Source organism: Paracoccus sp. NBH48 (genome assembly GCF_015390265.1).
GTDB lineage: Bacteria > Pseudomonadota > Alphaproteobacteria > Rhodobacterales > Rhodobacteraceae > Paracoccus > Paracoccus marcusii.
The window spans coordinates 1-15,709 of record NZ_VUOJ01000005.1; the positions used below are offsets into that span (position 1 = coordinate 1).

Sequence of the window (15,709 nt, forward strand, 5' to 3'; positions counted from 1 at the left end):
TTCCCACCGGGCGGAATCCGCAGAACTCCGCCGTGGCGGTGACGCAGGGGCTGCTGAACCACCTGTCCGCCGACGAGATCGAGGGCGTGATCGCCCATGAGCTGGCCCATATCCGGCACCGCGACACGCTGACCATGACCGTCACCGCGACCATGGCCGGCGCCATCGCGATGATGGGGAACATGATGCTGTTCGCGGGCAACCGCGAGGGGCGGGGCGGCATGATCGGCGGCATCATGGCGATGATCCTGGCGCCGATGGCCGCGATGATGGTGCAGATGGCGATCTCTCGTGCGCGGGAATACGAGGCGGATGCGACCGGCGCGCAGATCAGCGGCAAGCCGCGGGCGCTGGCCTCGGCGCTGAGCCGGATCGCGCAGGCGGCGGGGCGCAGCGTGAACCTGCCGGCCGAGAAGAACCCCGCCGCGGCGGCGATGTTCATCATCAACCCGCTGCACGCGATGCGGGCCGACCGGCTGTTCACCACCCACCCCCCGACCGAGGAGCGGATCGCCCGGCTGATGGCGATGGATGGCACGGCCCCGCGTGACCCGGCCCCCGCCGCCGGACCAAGCCGCATCCCCCGCACCGGCGCCGCGCCGCGCACGCCGTGGGGCCGCGGATGACCGGGCCGGACCCTGACCTGCGCCCCGAAAAGCTGGACAGCGATGTCGAGGATCGCGCGCTTCGGCCGCAGAACCTGTCCGAATTCGTGGGCCAGGCCGAGGCGCGCGCGAACCTGAAGGTGTTCATCGAGAGCGCCAAGATGCGCGGCAAGGCGATGGACCACACGCTGTTCTTCGGCCCCCCGGGACTGGGCAAGACCACGCTGGCGCAGATCATGTCGCGCGAACTGGGGGTGAACTTCCGCATGACATCCGGGCCGGTCATCGCGCGGGCGGGGGACTTGGCCGCGATCCTGACCAACCTCGAGGCGCGCGACGTCCTGTTCATCGACGAGATCCACCGCATGAACCCTGCGGTCGAGGAGATCCTGTACCCCGCGATGGAGGATTTCGAGCTGGATCTTGTGATCGGCGAGGGCCCGGCCGCACGCACCGTGCGGATCGAGCTGCAGCCCTTCACGCTGGTGGGGGCGACCACGCGGCTTGGCCTGCTGACCACGCCGCTGCGCGACCGGTTCGGCATTCCGACCCGGCTGCAGTTCTATGAGATCGCGGAACTGGACCTGATCGTGCAGCGCGGCGCGCGGCTGATGGGGATCAGCGCCGATCCCGAAGGCACGCTGGAGATCGCGCGCCGCGCCCGCGGCACGCCCCGCATCGCGGGCCGGCTGCTGCGCCGCGTGGTCGATTTCGCGCTGGTGGAGGGGAACGGCCGCCTGACGCGCGAGATCGCCGATATCGCGCTGAACCGGCTGGGGGTGGATGATCTGGGCCTGGACGGGGCCGACCGGCGCTACCTGACGCAGATGGCGCAGCATTACGCGGGCGGACCCGTGGGGGTCGAGACGCTATCCGCCGCCCTGTCCGAGAGCCGCGACGCCATCGAGGAGGTGATCGAGCCCTATCTGCTGCAGCAGGGCCTGGTCGCGCGGACCCCGCGCGGGCGCATGCTGACCCAGGGGGCCTGGCGCCATCTGGGCTTGGACATGCCGGTCCCCACCGGTCAGGCGACGCTGTTCGACGTCTGATTGCGGACGGGACCGATCGCGCGTATTTTGGCCCCCATGAGCCATCACCTGACATTGCGCGTCTATTACGAAGACACCGACCTGGCCGGGATCGTCTATTATGCGAACTATCTGAAATACATCGAGCGGGGGCGGTCCGAATGGATGCGCGCCACCGGAATCGACCAGATGCGCATGAAGGAGACGTCGGGCCACGTCTTTGCCGTCCGCCATATCGAGGCCGACTATCTGCGCCCCGCGCGCTTCGACGACCTGCTGACCGTGGTCACCGACCTGTCGCACGCCACGGCCGCGCGGATCGTGGTCGACCAGCAGGTGCTGCGCGGTGATGAGGTACTGTTTTCGGCGCGGGTGACGATCGTCAGCCTGGACGGGCGGGGACGTCCCGTGCGCCTGCCCGCCGCCCTGGCGCGGGCGCTGCCGGAGGGCTGAACCCGTGGCTTCTGCCGCGCGGATGCGGCAACACGGACGCAGGTTGATGAAAATTGACGCCATTGTGTTGCCGCGGGGGCTGAAACCCGTGGCAATTACAGGGTAACAGGCCGCAACGCCGGGCTGCCAGGGGGCAGTTGCGGCCCCTGATGATGAGGCAGTAGACCATGGAACCCATTCAGGCCGCCGAGGCCATCGACTTTTCGGCCGTGGCTTTGTTCTGGCGATCCTCGCTGACGGTGCAGGTGGTCATGATCATGCTGATCGCGGCCTCGTTCTGGTCCTGGGCGATCATCGTGCAGAAGTTCCTGACCTTTGCGCAGGCGCGCAAGGAGGCCGCCCGCTTTGACCGCGCCTTCTGGTCCGGAGAGCCCTTGGACGATCTTTATGACCGGCTTGGCGACCGCCCCAAGGGGCCGTCCGAACGGATCTTTTCCGCGGGCATGACCGAATGGCGCCGCAGCCACCGCGATGACGGGCGGCTGATCGCGGGCGGCATCGGGCGCATCGACCGGGCCATGAACGTGGCCATCCAGCGCGAGGAACAGCGCCTGTTCCGCGGCCTGTCCTTCCTGGCGACCGTGGGGTCGACCGCGCCCTTCATCGGCCTGTTCGGCACCGTCTGGGGCATCAAGTCCGCATTCGAGGGCATCGCCCTGACCCAGGACACCAGTCTGGCCGTCGTGGCGCCGGGCATCGCCGAGGCCCTGCTGGCGACCGCTTTGGGCCTGGTCGCGGCCATCCCGGCCGTCGTCTTCTACAACAAGCTGTCGGGCGACGCGGAACGCATCACCGGCGGATGGGAGGCGTTCTCGGACGAGTTCTCGACCCTTCTGTCGCGCCAGATGGACGAGGCCTGACATGGCATCCGGGGTCGTCAAGCGCGTCCGCAGCAAGGGCCGTCGGCGCAACCTGCCGATGTCCGAGATCAACGTCACGCCCTTTGTGGACGTGATGCTGGTGCTGCTGATCATCTTTATGGTCGCGGCGCCGCTGATGACGGCGGGCGTTCCGCTGAACCTGCCCGAAACCGCCGCCAACGCGGTCCCCAACGAGGACGAAGAGCCGTTGATGGTGTCGATCCCGGTCGAGGGGTCGCTGACGATCATGGACCAGCCGGTGGCGGACGAGCAGGTCGTGACGACGCTGCGCACGATCCTGGCGGAACGGCAGTCGGGCCGGGTGTTCCTGCGTGCCGACGGCACCATCCCCTATGCCCGCGTGGTCCAGATCATGGGCGCGCTGAACGCCGCGGGGATCACCGACATCGTGCTGGTCACCGAGACCGGCGGACCGCGGATGGACGGCTGAACCATGGACGAACGCGAAGGGCGCATCGGTTACTGGGTCTCGGGGGTCGCGCACGGCTCTCTGATCCTGTGGGCGATCCTGGGCGGGGCGCTGTTTCGTCCGCAGCCCAGCCCGATGGTGCGCACGACCCAGGTCTCGACCATCAGCGGCGCCGAGTTCGAGGCGATGGCCGCCGCCGCCCGCGGGGCGGGGCCGGTGGGTGCCGATTCGACCGCGGTGGCCACCTTGCCCGACCCCGTCGACCCGGCCGAGGACGGTGCGGCGCGGCCCGTCGATGCGATCCCCCCGCAATCGGGGCAGGCCGCGGCGCTGGAACAGCCCGACACGGCCGAATCCGTGCCCGACCTCAGCGATTTCGCGCCCGCCGCCCCGGTCGAGGTCGCGACCGATCTGCCCGCGCCGCGCCCGAACCAGACCGACGGGGCCGAGACCGCCCCGCAGGTCCCGGACACCCCCCCGGCCCCCGTGGCAGAGGCCCAGCCTAACCGCCCGGCGCTGCCGACGCCCGACGCCGCGGCCGTTCCGGTCGCCCCGCGATCGGCGCTCGCACTTGACGCCTCGCGCCGCCCCGAGGACCGGCCGGCCGACCTGGTCGAATCCTTCAACCGCCGCGTGGCGGAGGCGGCTGCCGCCGAGGCTGCGCGTCAGGCGGCCGCAGATGCGGCTGCCGCCGCCGCGCGTCAGGCCACGGCCGATGCGGCCGCCGAAGCCGCAGCCGAGGCGGAACGCCAGGCTGCCGCCGAGGCAGACCGCCAAGCCGCGGCCGAACGCGAGCGCCAGGCCGCGGCGGACGCTGCCGCGGAAGCCGAACGTCAGGCGGCGGCAGAGGCGGAGCAGGAACGGCGCGCAGCGGCAGAGGCCGCGGAAGAGCGCCGCGCGGAAGCCGCGCGCCAAGCTGCGGAGGAGGAACGGCAGGCAGCCGACGCCGCGGAGGCCGAACGCCGCGCGGCGGCCGAAGCGGAAGCGGCGCGTCGTGCCGCCGCAGAGGCCGCGGCCGAGGAGGAGCGCCGCGCCGAAGCCGCACTTCAGGCGGCGGAGGCCGAGCGCCAGGCCGCTGAGGAGGCGGAACGCCAAGCCGCTGAGGAGGCGGAGCGCCGTGCTGCCGCAGAGGCGGAGGAGGAGCGCCGCGCCGCTGCAGCGGCCGAGGAAGAACGTCGCGCCGAAGCCGCACGCCAGGCCGAAGAAGCGGAGCGCCAGGCCGCCGCGGAGGCGGAACGCCGCGCTGCCGCCGAGGCCGAGGAAGAACGCCGTGCCGCCGCCGAAGCCGCAGAGCGGCAAGCCGAGGCCGAGCGTCAGGCGGCTGCCGAACAGGCCGCGCGCGAGGCGGCGGATCGGCAGGCGCTGGAGGACGCGCTGCGCGATGCGCAGGGCGGGGCAGGGGGGCAGGACGCCGCCTCTGGCTCCGACACGGCCGGCAGCCCGTCGCAGACCATCGAGGGCGGCAGCGGCGCCTCGGCCGGGCTGGACCCGCTGGCCGCCGCGCTGGCGGGGGCCATGGCGGGGACCGGGGCCGCGGCGGATCCGGCGAACGACCCTTCGGGCCCGCCTGCCGACATGATGCAGCTGACCCCCAGCCCGATCCAGGCGACGCCCTTGCCCGATGCGGCGCAGGGCCTGCCCCTGGGCGATCCGCTGACGCTGTCGGAGCGCGACGGGCTGCGCTTTGCGATCCAAGACTGCTGGAACCTGGGCGCGCTGTCGGTCGAGGCGTCGCAGATGACCGTCTCTGTCGGGTTCACGCTGTCGCCGGACGGGGTGCCCGACCAGAACAGCATGCGCATCGCTGGCTATCAGGGCGGCAGCGAATCCGCAGCCCAGCAGGGGTTCGAGGTCGCGCGCCGCGCCATCCTGATGTGCGGACGCGCCGGGTTCGATCTGCCCGCATCGAAATACGGACGCTGGCGCGATGTCGTGGTGGATTTCCGCCCCGACGGCGTCGCGTTCCAATGACTGACCGGCGGGGGCCACCTTCCGCTGTTCGCCGAAAAAAGGTAGTGATGACGCCATGTTCCGCAGACTGATCCTTGCCCCTGCCTTCCTGCTGGCCGCAGCGTTGCTGCCGACCGGGCCCGTGATGGCGCAGGACACCCCCCTGCGCATCGAGATCACCGACGGCGTGATAGAGCCGATGTCGATCGCCATTCCGGCCTTTCATGGCGATGCCGAGATCGCGGCCCGCATCCGTCAGGTCGTGGCGGACGACCTGACCGGTACCGGCCTGTTCAGCGAGATCCCCGTCGAGACGCATGTCGCCCGCCCCGCCAGCTTTACCGAGGCCGTCAGCTATGACGACTGGCGGGCGGTGAACGCGCAGGCGCTGGTCTCGGCCGAGGTGCGGCAGATGGGCGACAACATCAGCGTGGGCTTTCGGCTGTTCGACGTCGTGTCGGGCCAGCCGCAGGGCGACGGGATGCAGTTCGACGCCCGCGCCGCCGACTGGCGCCGCGCGGCCCACAAGATCGCCGACCAGATCTATGCCCGGCTGACCGGCGAAAAGCCCTATTTCGACAGCCGCGTGGCCTTCGTCCAGGAAACCGGCCCGAAAAGCGCACGGATCAAGCGGATCGGCGTGATGGATTACGACGGCGCGAACATCCTGTGGATGACCGACAGCTCGTCCCTGGTGCTGGCGCCGAAATTCTCGCCCGACGGGCGGCGGCTGCTGTTCACCAGCTATGACAGCGGCTTTCCCCAGATCCAGCTGATGGACGTGGCGACCGTCAGCGCCCGGCCGCTGACCCGCGATGCCAGCACGATGGCTTTTGCGCCGACCTTCAGCCCGGACGGGCGGTGGGTCGCGTATTCGCGCGAACAGGGCGGCAATACCGACATCTGGCTGATGGACGTGGCCACCGGCGCCCAACGCGCGCTGACCAATTCGCCGGCCATCGACACCTCTCCGGGTTTAGCCCGGACGGGCAGCGCATCGTGTTCGAAAGCGACCGGTCCGGCGCGCCGCAGCTGTACATCATGGGGTTGGACGGGGCCGAGCCGTCGCGCATCAGCTTTGGGGACGGGCGTTACGGCACGCCCACCTGGTCGCCCAAGGGGGACCTGATCGCGTTCACCAAGCAGATCGGCGAACGCTTTCACATCGGCACCATGCGCACCGACGGATCGTCCGAGCGTATGCTGACCGAAAGCTTCCTGGACGAGGGCCCGACCTGGGCCCCGAACGGTCGGGTGGTGATGTTCACGCGCGCCACCCCCGGCGGAAACGGCCAGCCGCGGCTGCATTCGGTGGACATCACCGGGCGCAACATGCGACCGATGAATCTTGACTTTGCCGCCTCGGACCCGTCCTGGGGTCCCCTGTTGCCATGAGGATGAGATGATGAACGCCGCGACCAAGCCTGTCCTGCTGGCCGCCCTTCTGGGGCTGGCGGCCTGTGCCCAGCCCGCGCCGACGGTGGCGCCGCCCGTGGTCGACCCCTATGCCAGCACGGGCGGGGGGCGCGGTGTTCCAGGGCGATCTGGCCGGCGGCGTCCTGGGCGCCGAGGCCACGGCCCAGTATTTCCGCGGCACGGTCGGCGACACGGTCCTGTTTCCCGCCGACCAGACGACCCTGACCCCCGAGGCGCGGACCATCCTGGCGGCGCAGGCCGCCTGGCTGACGCGCCACACCGCCTTTACCGCCGTGGTCCAGGGCCATGCCGAGGAGACGGGCACCCGCGAATACAACCTTGCGCTTGGCGCACGGCGGGCCAGTGCGGTGCAGGAATACCTGGTCGCGCAGGGCGTGGCCCCGGGCCGCATCCGCACGCTGTCCTTCGGCAAGGAGCGTCCCGCGGCGACCTGTTCGGACGAGGGCTGCTATGCCCAGAACCGCCGTGCCGTCACCGTCGTGACCGAAGCCGCCCCCCCCGCCGTGGCGACGGCCCCCGTGGCAAGCGCCGCCCCTGTCGGGGGCGTCGTCGGGGCAGGCATGTGATGCGGCTGATCCCCGCGCTGATCCTGGCCCTGACGCTTGGGGCGCCTGTTCAGGCCGCCCCCGACGCCGCGACCCTGGCCGACATGCGTCAGCAGGTCACGCAGCTGCGCAGTCAGCTGCAGGGATTGCGAGGCGAACTGGTCGCGTCGGGTGCCGCCGGGTTCCAGGCGGCGGGCGGGGCCAGCGCCATCGACCGCATGAACGCGATGGAGGCGCAGCTGATGCGCCTGACGAACCAGGCCGAACAGCTGCAGAATCGCATCAACCGGATCGCGGGCGACAGCGAACGGCGCCTGTCCGACCTGGAATTCCGCCTGTGCGAGGCCGAACCGGGCTGCGATCTGTCGGCGCTGACCGTGCCGCAGGCGCAGGCGGGGCTCAGCCCGCAGCTGGCGCCCTCGGCCCCGGCGGATGGCGGGGCGGGGCAGCCTGCCTCGACCGCGGCCGAGCAGACCGATTTCGACGCGGCCCGCGCCGCGATGGACGCCGGCGATCACGCCCGCGCGGCGCAGATGTTCGCCGATGTCGCGGAAACCCATGCCGGCGGTCCCCTGACCGCCGAGGCGCTGTTCCTGCGCGGGCAGGCGCTGGATCTGGCCGGCCAGCCGCGCGATGCGGCCGCCGCCTGGCTGGAGGGGTTCGCCGCCGATCCGGACGGCGCACGGGCTGGCGAGAGCCTGCTGGGCATCGCTCGTGTGATCGAGGCGCAGGGTGACGCGACCGCCGCCTGCCTGTACCTGGCAGAGATTCCCGCCCGATTTCCCGGCAGCCCGCAGGCCGTTGAGGCGGAGGGCCACGTGACCCGCCTTGGCTGCGGCGTCAGCGACCTGGGCGTTCTGGACCCGCTGCTCGATCCGTCGATGGACCCCGAAGCGGCGGCCGATCTGGCCGAATATCCGTGATCCGCGACCCCGGCGCCCGCATCAGGTCCGTCCTGGACCGGCTGGCGGGGGACCTGCCGGCGCTTGGACTGGCGGTGTCGGGGGGCGGTGATTCCATCGCCCTGATGCATGTGGCCGCCGAATGGGCGCAGGGGCGGCGCGTCATGGTCGCCACCGTCGATCACGGCCTGCGCGAAGGAAGCGCGGCCGAGGCCGAGGAGGTCGCCCGCGCCGCGCGTGCCCTGGGCCTGTCGCATGCGGTGCTGCTGTGGCGGCGCGACACGCAGGTCGGCAATCTGATGGCGCAGGCCCGCGATGCGCGGCTGCGGCTGCTGTCGGGCTGGGCGCGTCGCAACGACCTGCCGGCGGTGGCGCTTGGCCACACGGCCGACGATCTGGCCGAGACGCTGCTGATGCGCCTGGCGCGCGGTTCCGGCGTGGACGGGCTGTCGGCGATGGCGGAATGGCGCGACGCGTTCGACATGCGCTGGCTGCGGCCGATGCTGGGCACCGGGCGGGCCGAGCTGCGCGACTGGCTAACGGCGCGCGACATCACCTGGATCGACGATCCGACGAACGACAATGCCGACTATGACCGCATCCGGGCGCGTCAGGCCATCGCGGCCCTGGGGCTGGAGGTGTCGGGCCTGGCCCGATCCGCCGCCCATATTGCCGACGCGCGCGACGCGCTGGCCGATTACGCGGCCCTGCTGAGCGCCGATGCCAAGGTCGATCGCGGCAGCCTGATCCTGTCGCGCGGCCCCCTGCGCGACGCGCCGCCAGAGATCCGCCGCCGCATTCTGGTCGCCGCCTGCCGATGGGTGACGGGCGCCGACTATCCGCCGCGCCGCGCGACGCTGATCCACGCGCTGGAGGCGATGCTGGCGCAGGGGCGGGTGACGCTGGATGGGGCGATGATCTCTCCGACGGGCGCGGGGCTGCGGGTCACGCGCGAGGCCGCGGCCGCGCTGCGCACCGGCCCAACGCCCGACCAGGTCTGGGACCGTCGCTGGCGGGTGCGCGGTCTTGCCCCCGGCCAGACGATCGCGGCCTTGGGGACCGAGCCGCTGGCCCGCCTGCCGTGGCGCGATTCGGGCCTGCTGCGTGACGAGGCTGCGGCCAGCCCCGGCATCTGGCAGGACGGACGGCTGATCGCCGCGCCGCTGCTGCGCGACCACCCCGGAATCACCCTGATTCCGGTCCGGGGCGCGGCAGATTTCCACAGGTTGGTGAAGGCGCATTGAACCTGTCGCGATAATCCCTATTTTCAAGTCAAACCGCATTCCGTCGGAGGACCCGTATTGGGCAATGCTCGCAACTTCGCCTTCTGGGTGGTTCTGTTCCTGATGATCCTCGCGCTGTTCAATCTGTTCAGCGACGGGTCGGGCACCATGAACAGCCGCCAGATCAGCTATTCCGACTTCATCGAACGGGTGCAGAACGACCAGGTCAGCGCCGTCACGATCGACGGAGAGGACGTGGCCATCACCGGCACCAACGGCGAGCAGTACGCGACCGTGCGCCCGATGGGCGAGGATATCAGCGACCGGCTGATCCAGCAGGGCGTGGACGTGCGCGTGGTCAAGCAGCAAAGCAGCGGCTTCATGTCGATGCTGGGCGTCTGGCTGCCGTTCATCCTGCTGATCGGGGTGTGGATATTCTTCATGAATCGCATGCAGGGCGGCGGCAAGGGCGGCGCGATGGGCTTTGGCAAGTCCAAGGCCAAGCTGCTGACCGAAAAGCACGGACGCGTGACCTTTGACGACGTCGCGGGCATCGACGAAGCCAAGGAGGAGCTTGAGGAGATCGTCGAGTTCCTGCGCAACCCGCAGAAGTTCAGCCGCCTTGGCGGCAAGATCCCCAAGGGTGCGCTGCTGGTGGGCCCTCCGGGCACTGGTAAGACGCTGCTGGCGCGGGCCATCGCGGGCGAGGCGGGCGTGCCGTTCTTCACCATCTCGGGATCGGACTTCGTCGAGATGTTCGTGGGCGTCGGTGCCAGCCGCGTGCGCGACATGTTCGAGCAGGCCAAGAAATCGGCCCCCTGCATCCTGTTCATCGACGAGATCGACGCCGTGGGTCGCGCCCGTGGCGTAGGCATCGGCGGCGGCAACGATGAGCGCGAACAGACACTGAACCAGCTGCTGGTCGAGATGGACGGCTTCGAGGCGAACGAAGGCATCATCATCATCGCCGCGACCAACCGCAAGGACGTGCTGGACCCCGCGCTGCTGCGTCCGGGCCGGTTCGACCGCACGATCCACGTGCCGAACCCCGACATCAAGGGCCGCGAGCGGATCCTGTCGGTCCATGCCCGCAAGGTTCCGGTCGGACCGGATGTCGACCTGCGCCTGATCGCGCGCGGTACGCCCGGCTTTTCGGGCGCGGACCTGATGAACCTAGTGAACGAGGCTGCCTTGGGCGCCGCGCGCATCGGGCGCCGCTTTGTCAGCATGGCCGATTTCGAGAACGCCAAGGACAAGGTGATGCTGGGTGTCGAGCGTCGCAGCCTGGTCCTGACGCCCGAGCAGAAAGAAAAGACCGCCTATCACGAAGCGGGCCACGCCGTCGTCGGCCTGTCGCTGCCGAAATGCGATCCGGTCTACAAGGCCACGATCATCCCGCGCGGCGGCGCCCTGGGCATGGTCGTCAGCCTGCCCGAGATGGACCGCCTGAACTTCCACAAGGACGAGGCCAAGCAGAAGATCGCCATGACCATGGCCGGGAAGGCTGCCGAGATCATCAAGTACGGCGAGGAGGGCGTCTCGAACGGCCCCGCCGGCGACATCCAGCAGGCCAGCGCACTGGCCCGGGCGATGGTGATGCGGTGGGGCATGTCCGACAAGGTCGGCGCGGTTGATTATGCCGAGGCGCATGAGGGCTATAACGGCAGCACCGGCGGCTTCTCCGTGTCCGCCTCGACCAAGGAACTGATCGAGCAGGAGGTTCGCGACCTGATCGAGGAGGGCTATCAGGAAGCCCGCCGCATCCTGCTGGAGAAGGAGGTCGAGTTCGAGCGCATGGCCAAGGGCCTGCTGGAATACGAGACCCTGACCGGAGAGGAGATCGCCCGCATTCTGCGCGGTGATGCGATCGGCGGGGATGACGACGACACCCCGGCCAGCGTGATCCCCTCGGTCACGGCCATCCCGCGGACAAAGCCCGCGCCGGGTGGCGACCCCGCCCCTGCCTGAGACGACAAAACCCCGGTCCGATGGACCGGGGTTTCTTCTTGGATCACACCAGGGTCGGCGTGATGGTCAGCGTGCCGGCCGTGGCATGCGAATAGGGACAGACCTTGTGACCGCCCTCGATCAGGTCCTGCGCCACGGCGGGGTCCATGCCGGGCAGGGACACGGCGATCTGGACGTCCAGTCCGAAGCCCGGATCGCTGCGGGGGCCGATGCCCACGCTGACATTGACCGCCGCATCATCCGGCACCTTGACCTTTTGCGACGCAGCGTAATGGCGCATCGCGCCCATGAAGCAGGCGGCATAGCCGAGCGCGAACAGCTTTTCCGGGTTGAGCCCGTCGCCGCCGGGACCGCCCAATTCCTTCGGAACGACCAGGTCGATGGCCGAAGTGCCGTCATTTAAGGCGGTTTTGCCGTCACGGCCGCCCCCAGTGGCCGTCGCGGCGGTTCGATAGAGGATCTTTTCCGGCATGGCATTTCCTTTCTTCGATAATAGATAGCACGCTATATAAATTAACCCTTCGAAATTGCAACAGTTGCGGACTGCGCTTTGTGCAATTACACCATGTGCATGAGCGATGATCCCGCCTTGTCCAGCCTGTCGCCTTTCGATCAGATGCTGTGCTTTGACGTCTATGCCGTCAATCTTGCCTTTGGGCGGATCTACAAGCCGTTGCTGGACCCGCTTGGGCTGACCTATCCGCAGTTCCTGGTGATGATGGCCTTGTGGGCCAACGATCATCAGTCCGTCGGCGGCATCGGGGACAGCCTTGGGCTGGACAGCAGCACCCTGACCCCGCTGATCAAGCGGCTGGAGGCGGCGAACCTGGTTACCCGACAGCGGGATTCGCGCGACGAACGCCGGGTGATCGTGTCGCTGTCTCCGCAGGGCGCCGACCTGCAAAGCCAGTCCGAACGCGTCATCGCCTGCGTGACCGGCAATACCGGGCTGGATGACCGGACCGCCCAGGCACTGCGCGAACAGCTGCGCCGCCTGCGACATCAGCTGCAGCAGAGCCCGCAGGGCTAGGCTGGGCCTTGCGATTTTGCGCGCGACGGTGCATGGGACGGGCACCATGACCCGGACCTGTGACATTCCCGACATGCCCGCGCTGCGGGCTCAGATCGACCAGCTGGACGAACAGCTGATGGCTTTGCTGGCGCGACGCCATGCGCTGATCGACCGCGCCGCGCAGATCAAGGCCGGCAACGGCATGCCCGCGCGCATCGATGCCCGCGTCGAGGAGGTCGTGGCGAATGTCCGCCGCCACGCCGAGGGTCACGGCCTGGACCCCCAGCTGTACGATCGCCTGTGGCGGCAGCTGATCGAGGCCGCCATCGCCCAGGAAGAACGCCAGCTGAACAAGGACCGCCCATGACCGCCCAGACCCTTGACGGCAAGGCCTTTGCCGCCCGCCTGCGCGCCCGGATTGCCACGCAGGTCGCCGATCTTGCAGGGCAGGGCATCGTGCCCGGCCTGGCTGTCGTCCTGGTGGGCGAGGATCCGGCCAGCCAGGTTTATGTCCGGTCCAAGGGGCGCATGACGCGAGAGGTCGGCATGACCTCGTTCGAACACCGGCTGCCGGCATCGACGGATCAGGACACGCTGATGGCGCTGATCGCCAAGCTGAACGCCGATCCGGCCGTGAACGGCATCCTGGTCCAGCTGCCCCTGCCCAAGGGCATGGACGAGGCGGCGGTCATCAACGCCATCCTGCCCGAAAAGGACGTGGACGGGTTCCACATCCTGAACGTCGGGCGCCTGGCCACCGGACAGAAGGCGATGGTGCCCTGCACGCCGCTTGGCTGTCTGATGCTGCTGCGCGACCATCTGGGGTCGCTGGCCGGCCGCAATGCGGTGGTCATCGGGCGCAGCAATATCGTGGGCAAGCCCATGGCGCAGCTGCTGCTGCGCGACAGCGCGACCGTGACGGTGGCGCATTCGCGCACGACCGATCTGGCCGCGCTGTGCCGTCAGGCCGACATCCTGGTCGCCGCCGTCGGGCGGCCGCATTTCGTGCAGGGCGACTGGATCAAGCCGGGCGCCACAGTCATCGACGTGGGCATCAACCGGACCGATGACGGGCTGGTGGGCGATGTCGACTTTGCCGCGGCAGTGCAGGTGGCCGGTGCGATCACCCCGGTTCCCGGGGGCGTGGGGCCGATGACCATCGCCTGCCTGTTGGCCAACACGCTGACCGCGACCGCGCGCAGCCACGGCCTGCCCGACCCCGAGGGGCTGACCCCCTAAGCGGCCATCCGCGCCGACAGCCGGAGCGCATGGGCCGGCTGTGTCGCGACCATCGGCAGCACCGGGTCATAGGCGGCGCGGATCAGCGCCGCCAGCGCGGCGGATGGCGTCACCTCGGTGGAAAAGGTCAGCGCGGATTGCATCGTGATGTGTTCCGCAAGGGCCGCTGGATGCGCGTCGGCCAGCGCGCCCCCCATCCTGACGAAGGTCAGGCAGGCGCGGATGCCGCCCGCCTCGTCAAAGCGGAACAGCCGGTACTGGTCGGCGCCCTGGCCCGCCAGACGGTCGGGCAGGCCGGGAAGGCCCGTCAGCCGGTCCAGATCGGGCACCCCGGCCAGTTCGGACCAGTCCCGCACGAAGAACAGCATCAGGTTTGCACCGGTTTCGGGGTCGGTGTCGACCACCGGGTGGCGCGCATGCGCAAAGCCCGCACGGATCGCGGCGCGAAAGATGTCCAGGCTGTCATCGGCCAGGCCGAACACCACGGGCGCCACCGGGCGGCCCCACCGCGCGCACAGGAAGCTGCCGTCGGGGCGGGTGAACAGGGTCTCTATCGCGGCGGGGTCCATGGCGTCTTTCCTGGGCATGAGAACGGGGGGCGAATGCCCCCCGGTCGGTGGTCGGTGCGAATGGGTCAGACCAGCGTGGCCTGGGTCGCGGCGCGGATCTCATCCTCGGTGATGCCGTCGGCCAGCTGGACGATGCGCAGCCCGCCGGGCACCACGTCCAAGACACCCATGTTGGTGATGATCCGGTCGACCACGGCCTTGCCGGTCAGCGGCAGGGTGCAGGATTTCAGCACCTTGGACTCGCCCGCCTTGTTGGTGTGGTCCATGACCACGATCACGCGGCCCACGCCCGCGACCAGGTCCATCGCGCCGCCCATGCCCTTGACCAGCTTGCCGGGGATCATCCAGTTGGCCAGATCGCCCTCCTCCGAGACCTCCATCGCGCCCAGGATCGCCGCGGCGATCTTGCCGCCGCGGATCATGCCAAAGCTGGTGGCGCTGTCGAAATAGCTGGTGCGCGACAGCTCGGTGATGGTCTGCTTGCCGGCGTTGATCAGGTCGGGATCCTCGTCGCCCTCGAACGGAAAGGGGCCCATGCCCAGCATGCCGTTCTCGGACTGGAGCGTGATGTCCTTGTCGCCGACATAGTTCGCGACCAAGGTCGGAATGCCGATCCCCAGGTTGACGTACCAGCCGTCTTCCAGCTCCTCGGCCGCGCGGGCGGCCATCTGGTTGCGGTCCCAGCCTTTTGCTGCCTCGGTCATCACACGGCCTCCTTCTTGCGGGTGGTGCGCTGTTCGATGCGCTTTTCGTGCGACCCCTGGATGATCCGGTGGACATAGATGCCGGGCAGGTGGATCAGGTCGGGGTCCAGGCTGCCGCGTGGGACGATCTCCTCGACCTCGGCGACGCAGACGCGGCCGCACATCGCGGCGGGCGGGTTGAAGTTGCGTGCGGTCTTGCGGAACACCAGGTTGCCGGTGTCGTCGGCCTTCCAGGCCTTGACGATGGACAGGTCGGCCACGATCCCGCGCTCCAGGATGTAGTCCTGGCCGTCGAAATTCTTGACCTCCTTGCCCTCGGCGATGACGGTGCCGACGCCGGTCTTGGTATAGAAGCCCGGGATGCCGGCGCCGCCCGCACGCATGCGTTCGGCCAGGGTGCCCTGCGGGTTGAACTCCAGCTCAAGCTCTCCGGACAGGTACTGACGCATGAATTCGGCGTTCTCGCCGACATAGCTGCTGATCATCTTCTTGATCTGACGCGTGTCCAGCAGCTTGCCCAGGCCGAACCCGTCCACGCCGCAATTGTTGCTGGCGATGGTCAGATCCTTGACCTTGGATTCGACCAGGGCGTCGATCAGCAGCTCGGGGATGCCGCACAGGCCGAACCCCCCTGCCGCGATGAACATCCCGTCATGCAAAAGCCCGTCCAGAGCCTCGCCCGCAGTGGCATAGACCTTTTTCATCGGTCCTCCCGTCCTTGATCCCGTTATCGGCCCAAGTTGTTGCGTGCGCTGGCGCAAGTGTCAATCGCGGGGGCGGCGTG

17 protein-coding genes and 1 pseudogene are annotated in these 15,709 nt (G+C 69.3%); 14 read left to right on the forward strand and 4 right to left on the reverse strand.

Features of this window, described 5'->3' with window-relative positions; all coding sequences use genetic code 11:
- The 11 genes and pseudogenes from F1642_RS11190 to ftsH all read left to right on the forward strand — a co-directional run.
- Window positions 1-626: M48 family metalloprotease (locus F1642_RS11190; RefSeq protein WP_194886271.1), on the forward strand; the 626-nt coding region annotated here is incomplete at its 5' end.
- Window positions 623-1,654, forward strand: a complete 1,032-nt coding sequence (ruvB, locus tag F1642_RS11195; RefSeq protein ID WP_045981457.1) for a Holliday junction branch migration DNA helicase RuvB — start codon at window positions 623-625, stop codon at window positions 1,652-1,654. The genes F1642_RS11190 and ruvB, both read left to right, overlap by 4 nt.
- 36 nt (window positions 1,655-1,690) lie before the next feature.
- Window positions 1,691-2,086 carry a tol-pal system-associated acyl-CoA thioesterase gene (gene ybgC, locus F1642_RS11200; RefSeq protein WP_046001373.1) on the forward strand — a complete coding sequence of 132 codons (396 nt, stop codon included), beginning with the start codon at window positions 1,691-1,693 and terminating at the stop codon, window positions 2,084-2,086.
- Window positions 2,087-2,253: 167 nt separating this feature from the next.
- Entirely contained in the window at window positions 2,254-2,946 is a 693-nt protein-coding gene (gene tolQ / locus F1642_RS11205) for a protein TolQ (protein WP_045981459.1), read from the forward strand.
- Between the two features lies 1 nt (window position 2,947).
- Window positions 2,948-3,397 carry an ExbD/TolR family protein gene (locus tag F1642_RS11210; protein WP_046001374.1) on the forward strand — a complete coding sequence of 150 codons (450 nt, stop codon included), beginning with the start codon at window positions 2,948-2,950 and terminating at the stop codon, window positions 3,395-3,397.
- A 3-nt stretch (window positions 3,398-3,400) separates the two neighbouring features.
- The gene (locus F1642_RS11215; protein WP_194886272.1) at window positions 3,401-5,347 is read left to right on the forward strand and encodes a hypothetical protein; all 1,947 of its coding nucleotides are present in this window, start codon (window positions 3,401-3,403) and stop codon (window positions 5,345-5,347) included.
- Window positions 5,348-5,402: 55 nt separating this feature from the next.
- A pseudogene (tolB, locus tag F1642_RS11220) lies at window positions 5,403-6,721 on the forward strand (Tol-Pal system beta propeller repeat protein TolB).
- A gap of 110 nt (window positions 6,722-6,831) precedes the next feature.
- On the forward strand, window positions 6,832-7,329 hold the full coding sequence (pal, locus tag F1642_RS11225) for a peptidoglycan-associated lipoprotein Pal (RefSeq protein WP_194886273.1): 498 nt from the start codon (window positions 6,832-6,834) through the stop codon (window positions 7,327-7,329).
- Window positions 7,329-8,231 (forward strand): tetratricopeptide repeat protein, encoded by a 903-nt coding sequence (locus F1642_RS11230; protein WP_045982843.1) that lies wholly within the window; start codon window positions 7,329-7,331, stop codon window positions 8,229-8,231. Before pal ends, F1642_RS11230 begins: the two co-directional genes overlap by 1 nt.
- Window positions 8,228-9,454 (forward strand): tRNA lysidine(34) synthetase TilS, encoded by a 1,227-nt coding sequence (gene tilS, locus F1642_RS11235; protein ID WP_194886274.1) that lies wholly within the window; start codon window positions 8,228-8,230, stop codon window positions 9,452-9,454. Before F1642_RS11230 ends, tilS begins: the two co-directional genes overlap by 4 nt.
- A 57-nt stretch (window positions 9,455-9,511) precedes the next feature.
- Window positions 9,512-11,401 (forward strand): ATP-dependent zinc metalloprotease FtsH, encoded by a 1,890-nt coding sequence (ftsH, locus tag F1642_RS11240; protein ID WP_045982844.1) that lies wholly within the window; start codon window positions 9,512-9,514, stop codon window positions 11,399-11,401.
- Window positions 11,402-11,444: 43 nt separating this feature from the next.
- Here ftsH and F1642_RS11245 read toward each other — a convergent pair whose 3' ends face one another.
- On the reverse strand, window positions 11,445-11,873 hold the full coding sequence (locus F1642_RS11245; RefSeq protein ID WP_046001377.1) for an organic hydroperoxide resistance protein: 429 nt from the start codon (window positions 11,871-11,873) through the stop codon (window positions 11,445-11,447).
- Between the two features lie 99 nt (window positions 11,874-11,972).
- On the opposite strand from F1642_RS11245, the gene F1642_RS11250 reads away from it, so the two are divergent.
- The 3 genes from F1642_RS11250 to folD are packed head-to-tail and all read left to right on the forward strand — an operon-like array spanning window position 11,973 to window position 13,652.
- Window positions 11,973-12,431, forward strand: a complete 459-nt coding sequence (locus F1642_RS11250) for a MarR family winged helix-turn-helix transcriptional regulator (protein WP_194886275.1) — start codon at window positions 11,973-11,975, stop codon at window positions 12,429-12,431.
- Between the two features lie 46 nt (window positions 12,432-12,477).
- A complete protein-coding gene (locus F1642_RS11255) occupies window positions 12,478-12,780 on the forward strand; it encodes a chorismate mutase (RefSeq protein WP_045982896.1) in 303 nt (100 codons plus the stop codon).
- On the forward strand, window positions 12,777-13,652 hold the full coding sequence (gene folD, locus F1642_RS11260) for a bifunctional methylenetetrahydrofolate dehydrogenase/methenyltetrahydrofolate cyclohydrolase FolD (protein WP_045982846.1): 876 nt from the start codon (window positions 12,777-12,779) through the stop codon (window positions 13,650-13,652). The genes F1642_RS11255 and folD overlap by 4 nt, the downstream gene beginning before the upstream one ends.
- Here folD and F1642_RS11265 read toward each other — a convergent pair.
- The 3 genes from F1642_RS11265 to F1642_RS11275 form a co-directional block, all read right to left on the reverse strand.
- Window positions 13,649-14,221: a hypothetical protein gene (locus F1642_RS11265; protein WP_194886276.1), complete on the reverse strand. Its 573-nt coding sequence runs from the start codon at window positions 14,219-14,221 to the stop codon at window positions 13,649-13,651. The two genes, folD and F1642_RS11265, sit on opposite strands and share 4 nt — an antisense overlap.
- A gap of 65 nt (window positions 14,222-14,286) precedes the next feature.
- Window positions 14,287-14,925: a 3-oxoacid CoA-transferase subunit B gene (locus F1642_RS11270; RefSeq protein ID WP_046001381.1), complete on the reverse strand. Its 639-nt coding sequence runs from the start codon at window positions 14,923-14,925 to the stop codon at window positions 14,287-14,289.
- Entirely contained in the window at window positions 14,925-15,629 is a 705-nt protein-coding gene (locus F1642_RS11275; protein WP_194886277.1) for a CoA transferase subunit A, read from the reverse strand. The genes F1642_RS11270 and F1642_RS11275 overlap by 1 nt, the downstream gene beginning before the upstream one ends.
- Window positions 15,630-15,709: the final 80 nt, after the last annotated feature.

Excerpts from the sequence above, each read along its gene's own strand:
- ruvB (WP_045981457.1), top strand. The coding sequence starts at position 623 with ATGACCGGGCCGGACCCTGACCTGCGCCCCGAAAAGCTGGACAGCGAT.
- ybgC (WP_046001373.1), top strand. The coding sequence starts at position 1,691 with ATGAGCCATCACCTGACATTGCGCGTCTATTACGAAGACACCGACCTG.
- tolQ (WP_045981459.1), top strand. The coding sequence starts at position 2,254 with ATGGAACCCATTCAGGCCGCCGAGGCCATCGACTTTTCGGCCGTGGCT.
- F1642_RS11210 (WP_046001374.1), top strand. The coding sequence starts at position 2,948 with ATGGCATCCGGGGTCGTCAAGCGCGTCCGCAGCAAGGGCCGTCGGCGC.
- F1642_RS11215 (WP_194886272.1), top strand. The coding sequence starts at position 3,401 with ATGGACGAACGCGAAGGGCGCATCGGTTACTGGGTCTCGGGGGTCGCG.
- pal (WP_194886273.1), top strand. The coding sequence starts at position 6,832 with ATGCCAGCACGGGCGGGGGGCGCGGTGTTCCAGGGCGATCTGGCCGGC.
- F1642_RS11230 (WP_045982843.1), top strand. The coding sequence starts at position 7,329 with ATGCGGCTGATCCCCGCGCTGATCCTGGCCCTGACGCTTGGGGCGCCT.
- F1642_RS11245 (WP_046001377.1), bottom strand. The coding sequence starts at position 11,873 with ATGCCGGAAAAGATCCTCTATCGAACCGCCGCGACGGCCACTGGGGGC.
- F1642_RS11250 (WP_194886275.1), top strand. The coding sequence starts at position 11,973 with ATGAGCGATGATCCCGCCTTGTCCAGCCTGTCGCCTTTCGATCAGATG.
- F1642_RS11255 (WP_045982896.1), top strand. The coding sequence starts at position 12,478 with ATGACCCGGACCTGTGACATTCCCGACATGCCCGCGCTGCGGGCTCAG.
- folD (WP_045982846.1), top strand. The coding sequence starts at position 12,777 with ATGACCGCCCAGACCCTTGACGGCAAGGCCTTTGCCGCCCGCCTGCGC.
- F1642_RS11265 (WP_194886276.1), bottom strand. The coding sequence starts at position 14,221 with ATGGACCCCGCCGCGATAGAGACCCTGTTCACCCGCCCCGACGGCAGC.
- F1642_RS11270 (WP_046001381.1), bottom strand. The coding sequence starts at position 14,925 with ATGACCGAGGCAGCAAAAGGCTGGGACCGCAACCAGATGGCCGCCCGC.
- F1642_RS11275 (WP_194886277.1), bottom strand. The coding sequence starts at position 15,629 with ATGAAAAAGGTCTATGCCACTGCGGGCGAGGCTCTGGACGGGCTTTTG.